At 48.2% G+C, this 13,539-nt stretch carries 10 protein-coding genes and 1 riboswitch; of the genes, 4 read left to right on the top strand and 6 right to left on the bottom strand.

The genetic code is table 11. The features are described 5' to 3' along the window. Positions 1–74: 74 nt before the first annotated feature. From topA to ACSTTG_RS11575, 4 genes are all read left to right on the top strand, one after another. Complete coding sequence (gene topA / locus ACSTTG_RS11590) at positions 75–2,705, top strand: type I DNA topoisomerase (protein WP_438457591.1); 2,631 nt, start codon at positions 75–77, stop codon at positions 2,703–2,705. Positions 2,706–3,125: 420 nt separating this feature from the next. Then, a complete protein-coding gene (glgC, locus tag ACSTTG_RS11585; protein WP_438456968.1) occupies positions 3,126–4,418 on the top strand; it encodes a glucose-1-phosphate adenylyltransferase in 1,293 nt (430 codons plus the stop codon). A 1-nt stretch (position 4,419) separates the two neighbouring features. Beyond that, positions 4,420–5,874, top strand: coding sequence for a glycogen synthase GlgA (glgA, locus tag ACSTTG_RS11580; protein ID WP_438456969.1), 1,455 nt, complete (start codon positions 4,420–4,422; stop codon positions 5,872–5,874). A 155-nt stretch (positions 5,875–6,029) separates the two neighbouring features. Beyond that, the gene (locus tag ACSTTG_RS11575) at positions 6,030–6,830 is read left to right on the top strand and encodes an alpha/beta fold hydrolase (RefSeq protein WP_438456970.1); all 801 of its coding nucleotides are present in this window, start codon (positions 6,030–6,032) and stop codon (positions 6,828–6,830) included. A 19-nt stretch (positions 6,831–6,849) separates the two neighbouring features. Here the strand turns inward: ACSTTG_RS11575 and ACSTTG_RS11570 are convergent, their stop codons facing one another. The 6 genes from ACSTTG_RS11570 to torD form a co-directional block, all read right to left on the bottom strand. After that, positions 6,850–7,164 carry a putative signal transducing protein gene (locus tag ACSTTG_RS11570; protein ID WP_438456971.1) on the bottom strand — a complete coding sequence of 105 codons (315 nt, stop codon included), beginning with the start codon at positions 7,162–7,164 and terminating at the stop codon, positions 6,850–6,852. 8 nt (positions 7,165–7,172) lie between these two features. Then, positions 7,173–7,874, bottom strand: a complete 702-nt coding sequence (locus tag ACSTTG_RS11565) for a TVP38/TMEM64 family protein (protein WP_438456972.1) — start codon at positions 7,872–7,874, stop codon at positions 7,173–7,175. 325 nt (positions 7,875–8,199) lie between these two features. Then, positions 8,200–10,392: a glycoside hydrolase family 3 C-terminal domain-containing protein gene (locus ACSTTG_RS11560; protein ID WP_438456973.1), complete on the bottom strand. Its 2,193-nt coding sequence runs from the start codon at positions 10,390–10,392 to the stop codon at positions 8,200–8,202. 291 nt (positions 10,393–10,683) lie between these two features. Beyond that, positions 10,684–11,274 carry a TfoX/Sxy family DNA transformation protein gene (locus tag ACSTTG_RS11555; RefSeq protein WP_438474927.1) on the bottom strand — a complete coding sequence of 197 codons (591 nt, stop codon included), beginning with the start codon at positions 11,272–11,274 and terminating at the stop codon, positions 10,684–10,686. A 111-nt stretch (positions 11,275–11,385) separates the two neighbouring features. Next, a riboswitch (cyclic di-GMP riboswitch) is annotated at positions 11,386–11,497 on the bottom strand. A gap of 138 nt (positions 11,498–11,635) precedes the next feature. After that, the gene (gene purR, locus ACSTTG_RS11550) at positions 11,636–12,649 is read right to left on the bottom strand and encodes an HTH-type transcriptional repressor PurR (protein ID WP_438456975.1); all 1,014 of its coding nucleotides are present in this window, start codon (positions 12,647–12,649) and stop codon (positions 11,636–11,638) included. A 185-nt stretch (positions 12,650–12,834) separates the two neighbouring features. Further along, positions 12,835–13,488, bottom strand: coding sequence for a molecular chaperone TorD (gene torD, locus ACSTTG_RS11545; protein ID WP_438457592.1), 654 nt, complete (start codon positions 13,486–13,488; stop codon positions 12,835–12,837). Between the last annotated feature and the right edge of the window lie 51 nt (positions 13,489–13,539).

Here is a 13,539-nt window from a genome sequence, read left to right as displayed (position 1 = left end):
AATAGTAAAAAAAGAACGCATTATTGAGTATGCCGTACCGTAACGGCGTGCCTGAAATAGAGAATATAAATCGTATGGGTAAATCACTGGTTATTGTGGAGTCGCCAGCTAAGGCGAAGACCATCAATAAATACCTAGGTAAAGACTTTGTGGTGAAGTCGAGTGTCGGTCACGTGCGTGATCTACCGACTGCAGGGCAGAGCACTGGGCAGAAAAAAGCAGCCGCAGTTTCTACTAAGGGGATGAGCCCTGAAGAGAAAGCGCGCGTCAAAAAAGAGAAAGACCGCAAAGCGCTGATCAAAAAAATGGGTATCGACCCTTACAACGAGTGGGAAGCAAACTATCAGATCCTACCGGGCAAGGAGAAGGTTGTCTCTGAGCTACAAAAACTGGCGGAAGATGCAGATTACGTTTATCTCGCAACCGATTTGGACCGTGAGGGAGAGGCTATCGCTTGGCACCTTCGCGAGATCATCGGTGGCGATGAAGAGCGATACAAACGCGTAGTATTTAATGAAATCACTAAAAACGCGATCCAGCAGGCGTTCGAGCAACCGGGCGAGCTGAATATTGATGGAGTCAATGCGCAGCAGGCACGTCGTTTTATGGACCGCGTGGTAGGCTTTATGGTGTCGCCACTGTTGTGGAAAAAGGTCGCACGTGGTTTATCAGCTGGCCGTGTTCAATCGGTCGCGGTGAAGCTTTTGGTTGAGCGTGAGCGTGAGATCAAGGCGTTTGTTCCTGAAGAATTCTGGGATGTACATGCCGATACGCTAACGCAGGACAAGACCAATTTCCGCCTACAAGTGGCGCAAAAAGACGGCACTGCGTTTAAGCCAGTCAACGAGGCTGAAACCAAGGCGGCAATGAGCGTGTTGGAGAAGGCCGCTTACGAAGTGTGTAAGCGTGAAGACCGTCCAACCAGCAGCAAGCCATCTGCGCCTTACATCACCTCGACACTGCAGCAAGCGGCTAGTACCCGCTTGGGCTACGGCGTGAAAAAGACCATGATGCTCGCTCAGCGCCTCTATGAGGCGGGTTACATCACCTATATGCGTACTGACTCGACTAACCTGAGCAAAGAGGCTGTAGAGGCCGCACGCGAGTTTATCAACAGTGAGTTTGGTGACGCTTACTTGCCTGCTAAGCCACTGGTTTATGGCAGCAAAGAGGGCGCACAAGAGGCGCACGAGGCGATCCGTCCATCCGATGTGGCTGTCAAGGCAGACGATCTGAAAGGTATGGAAGCGGATGCGCACAAACTGTACTCGCTTATCTGGAATCAGTTCGTTGCGTGTCAGATGACGCCAGCGAAATACGACTCGACCACAGTGAGCGTTAAAGCTGCCGAGTTTACCCTCAAAGCCAAGGGCCGTATCCTTAAGTTTGATGGTTGGACACGCGTTCAGCGCCCACTAGGTAAAAATGAAGATCAGATTCTGCCTGCGGTGCAGGTGGGTGATACGCTGGATTTGCAAAACCTTGATCCTAAGCAGCACTTTACTAAGCCACCGGCACGTTTTACTGAAGCGGCCTTGGTTAAAGAGCTTGAGAAGCGTGGCATTGGCCGTCCTTCGACCTATGCATCGATCATCTCAACGATCCAAGATCGTGGTTACGTTAAAGTTGATCAGCGTCGTTTCTATGCAGAGAAGATGGGTGAGATCGTCACCGATCGTCTCGATGACAGCTTCGATGATCTGATGAACTATGACTTCACAGCGCGCATGGAAGAGAAACTCGACCAAATCGCGGAAGGTGAGGTGAATTGGAAACACATGCTGGATAACTTCTTCGGCGACTTCACTGATGAGCTACAAAAAGCGGAGTTGGATGAAGGCGAAGGTGGCATGAAGCCAAACCACATTGTGATGACCGATATTGAGTGTCCGACTTGTTCACGCCCAATGGGGATCCGCACGGCATCAACGGGTGTATTCCTCGGTTGTTCTGGTTATTCTCTGCCGCCAAAAGAGCGCTGTAAGACGACCATCAACCTTGGCGATGAAGAAGGCATCATCAACGTGCTTGAGGAAGACGTTGAGACGGCGGCACTGCGCGCCAAGAAGCGTTGTCCAATCTGTGAAACCGCGATGGACGCTTACCTTATCGATGACAAACGCAAGCTGCACGTGTGTGGTAACAACCCTAACTGTGAAGGCTATGTGGTTGAGCATGGTGAATACAAGGTTAAGGGTTACGATGGTCCAGTTGTTGAGTGTGATAAGTGTGGTTCTGACATGGTGCTTAAGAATGGCCGTTTCGGTAAGTACATGGACTGCACCAATGAAAACTGTAAGAACACGCGTAAAATTCTGAAAAATGGTGAAGTTGCGCCACCGAAAGAGGATCCGGTGCACTTCCCTGAGTTGCCATGTGCCAACTCTGATGCGTACTTTGTGCTGCGTGATGGCGCGTCAGGCCTGTTTATGGCGGCGAGTAACTTCCCGAAATCGCGTGAAACACGTGCGCCTTTGGTTGAGGAGCTTGCGCGCTTTAAAGACCGCATCTCGCCGAAGTTCCACTACCTTGCTGAAGCGCCAACGCATGACCCAGATGGTCGCCCTGCGGTTGTTCGTTTTAGCCGCAAGACCAAGGAAAACTACATCCGCTCAGAAGATGATGGTAAGCCTTCTGGCTGGACAGGTTTGTACATTGACGGTAAGTGGGAAATCACCGACAAGCGTAAAAAACCTAAAAAATAACCACCATTTGTAAACATCAGGGCGGCCAGTTGGTCGCCCTGTTTTTTATGTTGCGATTGTATGAAAGTTACATTGCATAAATGTAACTGATATCTAAAAAAACACAGGTATGTCCACTGTTGAATAAAATTTGTGACCACCGACACTGACGCTGCTAGTAATTTTTCTTCATAATAGGCGCTCTTAAGCACACAAGGTGCTTAATGGTGTCAAAAAAACCGCTCTTTTCCATTTTTTCGCATATAACGACTCGGTCTTACTCTTCCCAAGACGGAGCAAATTCCATTGAAGAATGTTATCGCTGAAGAGCTATGGATAGGCGGCTGGCTTATTTTTGACACAAGGTGATGCTTGTGGGACGAAACACGTATTAACAAAATCAAACCACGTGTCTCAGTTTGCAAGCGATGCCCTACAAACGTGTATTCCTGTTCCCCTCACTTTTTCAAAACAGGGTACGCGTTAAATGATAAATATAAATATGGAGAGAAAACTATGGCTGGTGTTTTAGGGATGATCCTCGCTGGTGGAGAAGGCTCACGTCTTATGCCTCTTACCGAAACACGTACTAAACCTGCTGTTCCCTTTGGCGGTAGCTACCGATTAATTGATTTCGCACTGAACAACTTCCGTAACGCTGACCTAATGAAGGTTTACGTATTGACTCAGTTCAAATCACAATCTCTATACGTGCACATGAAAAAAGGTTGGAACCCAACCAGCATCACTGGACGCTTTATCGATCTTATCCCTGCGCAGATGCGTGATGGTAAGCGTTGGTACGAGGGTACGGCAGATGCAATCTACCAAAACGTTGGCTTTATCAAGCTTGAAGATCCGGACCAAGTGGCTATTTTTGGCTCTGATCATATTTACAAGATGGATATTCGTCAGATGCTTGATTTCCATAAGGAAAAGAAAGCAAGTCTGACCGTTTCAGCGCTGCGTATGCCGCTGGCTGAGGCGTCATCGTTTGGTGTTATCGAGGTGGATGAAAATGGCAAAATGATTGGTTTTGAAGAAAAACCTGCCAATCCTAAGCCAATCCCTGGCCACCCAGATATGGCTTTGGTTTCAATGGGTAACTACATTTTTGAAACCGAGTGTCTATGTAGCGAGCTGCATGAAGATGCGAAAAACTCTGAGTCAAGCCATGACTTTGGTAAAGACATTATTCCAAAGCTTTACCCAAGTGGCGACGTGTATGTTTACGACTTCTCAACCAATGATATCCCAGGTGAGAAGCCACAAACTTACTGGCGTGATGTGGGTACGATTGGGTCTTACTGGTCAGCGCACATGGACTTGCTTGAGGAAGATGCTCCGTTTTCGCTTTACAATCGCAACTGGCAGTTGCATACCTACTACCCTCCATTCCCACCGGCGACCTTTGTTGATGCCGATCACCGCAAGGTGAAGATCACCGATAGTTTGGTCTCAGGGGGAAGTTATATCCAAGGATCAACGATTTACAAATCGGTTCTTGGTTATCGCACCAACATTGCTTCTGGTACAACCGTGTCTGAATCTGTTATTTTAGGTGATGTGAAAATTGGCGCAGGATGTAAAATCCGTCGCACCATCATCGATAAAGACGTTGAAATCGCACCAGGCACCGTCATCGGCGAAGATCTCGAGTTGGACGCAAAACGCTTCCACGTTTCTTCTGAAGGCATTGTCGTGATTGCGAAAGGAAGTAAAGTAGGATACTAAAGTGGAAAAACTAAATCTCTGGTTTCCCGTTTCAGAGGCACAAGGACTAGTGAAAAGTGGCGGCTTGGCGGATGTAGCCAAGGCGCTGCCGAAAGCGTTGCAAGAGCTGGGGCACGAGGTGGCGATCGTGCTGCCTGCGTATCGCAGCGTCCCCCATGTTTCAGACACTCAGGTGATCTTAGAAACTGAGCTGAACCATTGGCCGCACACCAGCTATTGCGTGCGCAAGACCCAACTTGACGGCGTCGATGTGTATTTGATCGACTGCCCTCAGTATTTCGACCGACCAGAGCTCTATGCAGAGAACAACCATGCTTATCACGACAATGGTGAGCGCTTTAGCTTCTTCTGTGCAGCAAGCCTAGACGTGTTGCCGAAGCTGGATATTCGCCCTGACATTGTGCATGCGAATGACTGGCATACTGGCTTTGTTCCGTTTCTGCTCAAAACGCGTTACCGTGAAGACCCGTTTTTTCACTCCATGAAGAGTGTACTTACGGTGCACAATGCACTGTTTAAAGGGATATTCCACTACCATCAGGTGCAGAATATTCCTGAGCTTAACTTATCGGGTATGGAGTTCCTTCAGTATGGTCACGATCAAGTGAGTATGTTGCGTGCGGGAATTGCCTTTGCCGATAAGATCAATGCGGTCAGCCCAAACTATGCTTCCGAGCTGCTCACTCCTCTGGGTGCGCACGGTATGGTGGATGATTTTGTTCATCGTGCCTCGGATCTGCATGGCATTGTTAATGGTTGTGACTACTCGGAGTGGGAGCCGTCGCAAGACGAGTTCTTACCGACACCGTATACCAGTGATGCGGCCTCTTTGCAGAAGGGTAAAGCCGATGCGAAGCACACACTTCAGCAAGAGGTGGGGCTGCCGGTTGGCGATAAACCCATGTTTGGTATGGTATGTCGTCTAAGCCATCAAAAGGGTTTCTCTTACTTGCTGCCAATCATTGAGAAGTTCCTGAACAATGATGTTCAGGTGGTGATCATCGGTACTGGCGAGGCGGAGATTGCTTCTTGGCTGCGCAGCATTGCTCAGAATTATCCAAACAAGTTTGCGTTTCTTGAGGCGTACAGTAATCGCTTTGCGCACCTGATTGAAGCTGGCTCTGATTTCTTCTTGATGCCATCTGAGTTTGAGGCGTGTGGTCTAAATCAGATTTATAGTATGGCCTATGGTACGCTGCCGATTGTGCGTGAAGTGGGTGGCCTGAAAGATACTGTTGTCGATTATGATCTGCATCCAGAGCAGGCGACAGGCTTTAGCTTCAACGAGCCAACGCCGGAAGCACTGTTAGTTGCAATGCAGCGTGCATTGCTATTTATGCTTCAAGATCCACAAGGGTTTGTTAAAGTTCAGCAGCGAGCGATGTCTCAAGACTTTAGCTGGCAAGAATCAGCCCACCAGTACATCAAGATGTACCAGTTGGCAATCAAGCAATAAGCTGCGGAAATTACGTTATTATTCAAGGGCTGAATCTCGATTCAGCCCTTGCTGTATCTGCGTTTGAGCAATTGCTAGTTACAAATATTGGTAGGGCGTTTGTAAGGGTTTTATGCTAGGATTTTGGGTGAGTTCGTTATTGGTAATACAGAGACATGTCAGATAGTTTGCTTTTTCACAAGACATTTAAACATCCAACCAGCAAGGAGTGGGTGGTCTTTGTCCATGGAGCAGGCGGCAGCTCGTCAATTTGGTTTAAGCAGATAAAATCTTATCGCGAGCATTTCAACTTGCTTTTGGTCGACCTGCGCGGTCATGGTAAGTCCAATCAGTTCATCAAAGATATCATCACCAACCACTACACCTTTAAGGACGTCACCAAGGATGTTTTGAAAGTGCTCGATCACCTGAGCATTTCATCGGCGCACTTTGTCGGTATGTCGCTTGGGACGATTATTGTCCGTAATGTGGCTGAACTAGAGGCACCACGTGTGCGCAGCATGGTGTTAGGAGGCGCTGTAACCCGCCTTAACGCCCGTTCTCAGGTGTTGGTTAAGCTCGGTGACATGAGCAAGAACTTCCTGCCTTACATGTGGCTATACAGCTTATTTGCCTATATCGTCATGCCGCAGCGCAGTCAGCGCGAATCACGGCATATGTTTGTACGTGAAGCCAAGAAGCTGTGTCAAAAAGAGTTTAAGCGTTGGTTTAAACTAGCCACAGACGTTAACCCACTGATGCGTTATTTTCGTGATCGAGAATTACCGATCCCGACCCTGTACTTGATGGGTGAGCGTGACTACATGTTCATCAAGCCGGTGCGGGAGATGGTATCACTCCATGCCCAGAGTGAGCTGCTCGAAATCGAGAACTGTGGTCATGTGTGTAACGTCGAGCGTCCTGAAGAGTTTAACGCCTACTCCATCTCATTTATTAAGCGTCACTCATTGGTGTAATTTAGCACTTCTAGCTCGATTAATGTGGTGCCGGTGCGCCGCATTGCCAGCAAGCGCCAAACTGACCCTCATTGTGCTCCTGACACTCACTGCATTGCCATCCAGCGAGCCCAGCTTGCTGTTGAGTTAAATAGCGCTCAATCAAGCGCTCAGCGGCCATTTTATCGTCGTCATTAAACAGCCAGACATGGGGAAAGGTTTCTTCGTTGAATGGCAGCTCACCCTGTAAGCCAAACAGACCATCGCCGCGCACCTCACAGTGGATCTGGTGTTGCTGGAGCATCTGCGCGACGATATGGGCTTCTGGCGGGTGTTTAGCAAAGTAAATCTTCATTGAGGTCCTTATTTTGTAGCCGTGACATTACGTCTGCGCTCAACGAAATTCATTACCCATTTCATCAGCACTGGGAATAATCCGAGCAGGGCAAATGAGACCAGTACCGAAGGTGACACAATACCCGCTAACGAGTCAATCTGCGCCAGTTGAGTACCGGCGTTAAGATACACCGCTGTGCCCGGCAACATACCAATTTGACTAAACAGGTAGAAACGACCGATAGACAAGGGGGTCAGACCCATCAGTAAGTTGATTAGGAAGAAGGGGAACACTGGGATTAGACGTAATGATAGCAAGTAGAGCGCGCCGTCTTTCTCAATGCCTTTGTTGATGGTGCCTAACTTGTCACCAAACTTGCCCTGAACCCAGTCACGCAGCAAAAAGCGGCTACTGAGAAAGGCAAGCGTTGCGCCAATACTACTAGCAAAAGATACTAGGACTAAACTGGTCCAAAAACCAAATAGCGCCGCACCGAGTAGGGTAACCACCGCAGCCCCAGGCACGGAAAAGGCGGTAATGCCGACATAAGCAAAGAAGTAAATTGCCGCCGCAGTGACAAAATTAGCGTCGATAAAGCTACGCAGCGCCGCCTGCTGCTCTTTAGCATTCTCAAGCGTCAGATACTGACCAAACTGTGTCGCTAGGGTTACAATGATGGCTATCAAAACCACACCCAATATCACTTTCGTATTAAGAAACTTTTTCATCACTCTAATCCCTGTTTTCGCTGCAATATATCGTAATTGAATGACTATAAAGACAGGATAGGATCGAAATTTCTTTCACTCCAAAAAAAAGGAGGGCGAGGAGCGAGTACGGGCTTGCGCCCTGCGGGGAGCGAGGAGTTTACCGCGTGTGGAGATTCCTCGAGCCTCGGAACGGAGTGAAACTCGAACCCCGCTCCCTGGGTTTAGGGCGAGGTTCGAGTACGGGCTAATACCCTACGTGGAGCGAGGAGTTTGTCGCGTGTGGAGACTCCTCGCACCTCGGAACGAAGTGAAACCCGTAGCGTAACGTCCCCGCCCCTGTGGTTTATATGAGCTTGATGGTAGCAGTTTCTGGTGTTGCGGCGCCTAGGCGTTCGCTGACTGGGCCTGGAGATGAGTTACCGATGGATACTTGGTAGTTGCCTTTGCGCCAGACTTTTTCACCTTTTGAGTTGATGACTTTGAGCTGCTCAGCATCAACCGTGAAGGTGACCACCTTTTTCTCGCCTTGCTTAAGTGCGATACGTTGGAAACCTTTGAGGCTGGTGTGTGGCAGGTTATCTGTCACGTTTTCTGGGCTGATGTAGAGCTGGACTACCTCTTCAATGTCGTACTCGCCGGTGTTCTCGACTTTAACTTGTACCTGCAAGCTGTCTTCTTGGCCAAGTTTGTCAGACTCTAGTGCCAACTGCTTGAAGTTAGTCTCTGAGTAGGTCAAACCAAAGCCGAATGGGAACATTGGCTCTTTAGTCATGTACTTATAAGTACGTCCCTGCATTGAGTAGTCTTCATAGTCAGGCAACTGAGCGATGTTTTTCGGGAAGGTGATCGGTAGATGGCCTGATGGCGACACATCACCAAACAGAACGTCAGCAACTGCGTTACCGCCTTGCTCACCTGGGTACCAGATTTGCAAGATAGCATCAGCGTGCTCTTCGATACCCTCAAGAGAAACAGGGCTGCCGCTCGCCACTACAAGCACGAGTGGACCTTTTTTCTTCTCGATGATTTGGTTGAGGTAGTTGATCTGGTTTTGTGGCAGTTTGAGATCTTCTTTATCACCAATGTGCGCAGAAGCAATCGCATCGACCTCTTCACCCTCAAAGTCAGCGCTCAAGCCAACGACTGCGATAGTCACGTCGGCACTAGCAGCGACATTTGGCGCCCAGTTTTTCGGGTTAAGGTTGTCATTGAACGGCAGGGCACCGCTGCGGTAGTTAAGTGACGTACCGAGTGATACCGCCTCAGAAATACCGCCCAGGATGGTGACTAGATTAGGGCTGATGCCGTAGTAGTTACCCATCAACATATCTGCAGAGTTTGCGAACGGTCCAGTGACGTAAGGGACTTTGATGTCCTTAGACAGCGGTAGGATGTTGTTGTCGTTTTTCAGCAGAACAATCGACTTTTGTGCCACCTTGCGTGCTAGCTCACGGTGCTCTTCGCTGTTAATGACTGAAGGCGGGATTTGATTGTACGGGTTAACGCTTTGGTCTGCGTCAAACATACCGAGCTTAAAGCGTGTTTTGAAAAGTTGCTCAGTACGCAGGGTAATTAGCTCTTCAGATACTAAACCTTGCTCTACCGCTTCGGTTAGGTGGTGGTAGCTGTAGCCACAGTTAAGCTCAACGCCGGCATCCAGAGCAACTGCTGATGCTTCTGCTGCGGTCTCTCGGTATTTAAGCTTTTCAAAGATACCGTGGATCGCGCCACAATCGGATACAACGTGCCCGTCAAAGCCCCATTGATCTCTTAGGATGTCTTGCAGCAAGAAGTGGCTGGCGTTGGCAGGCTTGTCAAACACAGCGTTGTAGGCAGCCATGACCGTTTCGACGTTAGCATCTTTAACCAGTGCCTCAAAAGCAGGCAGGTAGGTTTCATGCAGGTCCTGCTCAGTTGGAATCGCGTTGAAGTGGTGTCTTGACGCCTCTGGGCCTGAGTGTACCGCGTAGTGTTTTGCCGTCGCTGCTGATTTTAGGTAGTTAGGATCATCACCTTGTAAGCCCTGCACAAAGGCGACACCAATTTGCGAGGTCAAGAATGGGTCTTCACCGTAAGTTTCTTGTCCTCGTCCCCAGCGTGGGTCACGGAAGATGTTGACGTTTGGTGTCCAGAAAGTCAGCCCCGCGTACTGGCTGTGGTTACCCATGGATTGAGAGATAGAAAACTTGGCTCTTGCCTCAGTAGAAATAGCGCTGGCAACCTCTTTGGCCAGTTCGGCATCAAAGGTAGCGGCAAGACCAATAGCTTGAGGGAAGATCGTGGCTTTACCATTACGCGCCACGCCATGCAGGGCTTCATTCCACCAGTTGTAAGACGGAACCTCAAGGCGAGGAATGGCCGGTGCGTCATTGAGCAGTTGGCTGACTTTTTCTTCCAATGTCATCTGTGACACAAGGATTTCAGCACGTTTTTCGATTGGCAATGTGTGATCTTGAAACGAGAGGTCAATCTCTTGAGCAGAGACACACGCGGCTCCCATCCCAACAAGGGCAATTGATTTTTGTAACTTCTTCATTAATTGGTTCCTACGACAAGTAAGTAATGGTTAACCTTAGTGATGCTTTGGTTAACAAAATACCATTAATTCATCGAGGTATATTTGTTTTTTTTCACAATTGAATTGCTATAAATAATTATTGTGAGTTCGGTCGCGAAGTGGGAGCTGGTGGGTAAGTAGAAACTGCTCTGTTAGCATTCAAGCTAATGAAAGTTATCCATAATTTGAAGTTAGATATACCCACAGATCAAAAAAGCCAGCGAGTCGCTGGCTTGAATCTAAGTAATGAATAGCTAGTTTTCTAAAGGTTTAGCAAAGCTGGTTAGCTAGGGCATCACGTTGTTGCTGTGGGATCACTGACCAGTGCGTGCCTCTAAGTGCTCCCTCTAGAGAGTAGAGCAGTTCAAGGTTAACTGGTACGGTGTGGGTTTCCTGAATCGCGCGATAAGCGTTAACAGAGCCTGCTTGTTCGAGCTCAGAAACACTGCCGATCCCCGCTTTTTTCAGCATTCTTTCCGTTGCAAGGCGCAGATTAGGTAAATCTTTAAGACGCTGCGGCTTGGCGGTTTCTTGCTTAATTTTGTCCTTTTTCGCGGCATCGAGTGCCACGGTTGCCATCTCAAGTAGACGCTGGGGATTTTCTAGGCAATCTTCGGCGAGTTGAAAATACTTGGTAACAACAGGAAAGCCTTTCTTCTCATAAACATAAGGTTCAAGGCCCTTGGCGGTAATTTCTGCATCAAGTTGACTACATTTGCGAATGTGCAAACGATTGCGCACGATAAGTGCAAACATTGCGTCATCGACAAAAACGCCAAATCCGCCAAACATTGAACGTGACTTTACGCTGCCTAACTGCTCAAACAAGCGCATTGAGTCTTTTAAAATTGGTCTATCCATGGTTTTGTAAATCTCGGTAATGAAACAACAGCCACCTAAATTCAGGCCCGAGAATTTAGCGAAACCGACCCTACACCTACTAATAACAGCTAAATGCAGTGTCCTTTCACCATCGGCAACCCCGCTACCTTTCTTCAACTACGAGAGTTTTCACTCAAGTAATTGAAGGGTAAGGCCGGAGGCTTTGCGTCCCACCCTTTCAGATGGTTTGCCCTGTGCGTGGCATAGACAAAATCATAATAAAAAGCTGGATAGGTATCACATATCCAACAACCATAATGTGACGCCGATTCCAAAAAAGACTAGCCAACTTCTGTCAATTGCACACTAAATGCAGGAATATCTAACTTTGGTACACAAATTAACCTAAATGACTGATATCTTTAACAGTTAGACGTTCCACGATTTCAGGGTGCATCTCAAAAACTCGCTTATCATGTTCCTTGTTTTTGATTCGCTCGAGGAGGATCTCGAAGGCATTCTTACCCACGCGTCGTTTTGGTTGGTGTACGGTGGTCAGTGGCGGAGAGAAGTACTCGGCCAGCTCGATATTGTCATAACCGATCACCGACATATCTTCGGGAATACGAATACCGTTTTCTTGCAAGCGACTCATAAGGCCGAGTGCCATGGTGTCATTAAAACAGAATACCGCGGTCGGCTTTTCATCCATTGCAGCGATCTTGTCCGCAGCAAGGACGGCAGTATCACACTCAAAATTGCCCTCAAGGATCCAATCCTCAACCACATTGAGGTTCGCCTCATCCATCGCGCGACGGAAGCCGCTAATACGCTCCATACACGCCGCCTTTTCAAAGTGGCCGCTAAGGCAAGCAATCTTTTGATGGCCCTTGTCGATAAGGAATTTGGTTGCGAGGTAACCGCCTTCTTCTGAGTTATCGATGATTTTGTCAGCTTGTGAGGTCTCAGGGCCCCAGTCCATGATCACTTTTGGAATGTTAGGGTGGCTGTCGAGCATCTCGTTGAGCTCTTCAGTCAGATCAGAGCACATCACCAGGATACCATCGACACGTTTCTCAGCCAGCATGCGAATATAGTCGCGCTGTTTCTCGTAGATGCCACCCGTGTTGCACAAAATTAGCGTGTAGCCCTGACGGTAACAATAGCTCTCAACACCATCGATGACCTCAGAGAAAAATAGGTTAGTGGACTGAGTGACGAGCATGCCGATGGTGCGGGTTGAGTTACACTTCAAACTACGCGCTACCGCACTAGGAGCATAGTTAAGCTCCTTAACTGCTTGGTTTACTTTTTCTTGGGTAGCTTCAGCAACGAATCGAGTCTTATTGATAACGTGCGATACCGTTGTGGTAGAGACACCTGCAAGACGTGCGACATCTTTAATAGTGGCCATTGGTGTGTTCCTTAATTGTACTTATGGTTACCGCACAGATCTCAAGCGTTCGAACGTATCATGGTGAGGGAAATGCGGTATTCGCTAAGGGGTAAATAAAAAAACCGCTTTCACGAAAGCGGCTAAAAATATCCGAACATTTTAGACTGCTATCGTTTACGGTGCAAACTTAATCGCCAGCTGGACTAACTTTCCTCACCCAATAAATATAGGCAGTCCAGCTCGAGAAAGGCGACCAGTAACTCACTCACTGCGGCATAGAACCCAAACTCGTCACGTTTTTTGCATAAAGTACGAAATTGGGGTACCCAAGTGAGCAGATGCTGGCGGATAAACTGCTCCTGCTCGGCAAAAGCCTGCTCGAGGTGGCGCTCTTGCTCAAGTTCGTTCGAGCGAATGATAAGATTGCCAAGAAAATCGAGCTCAACACCGAGATGATCTGGGGGCTCGTTTAGGCCGTGGGAAACTTGGATGTTGTGCTCAGCGAGGATTTGCTTCATCTCAAGAGCGGGCTGACCATTGAGCATATGTTCAGGATCTAGATATACCGAGGCATAAGGTAGCGCCCCTTCTTTATCAGATTTAAGGAACAAGTCACAAAAATCTGCAGCGAGTTCCAATTTAGCGTCTTCTCGGTCTTGTAGGCGATTGAGTGTATCAATAAAGTTCGCCACGGGTTGCTTTAACTGTAGGTTCTCTCCCAAGCCACTTAGAAATGCGCGAATTTCTGGGCTTTGATACTGGGCAAGATCTTTGTCGTCCAACTCTCGACTGAACAGGCTTGAGAGCCACCAGTAGATCTCCGCTCGCTTATCATTAAACGCTTTCACTTCTTCAATCACGATCAACCCCACATCTCGTTCACTATGTTGATAAGTATAACTAATTTC

Origin of the sequence: Vibrio glycogenivorans (genome assembly GCF_051660965.1) — a bacterium.
Taxonomy (GTDB): domain Bacteria; phylum Pseudomonadota; class Gammaproteobacteria; order Enterobacterales; family Vibrionaceae; genus Vibrio.
Note: the sequence above shows the minus strand (reverse complement) of the source record. Positions and strands in the feature narration are given on the sequence as shown.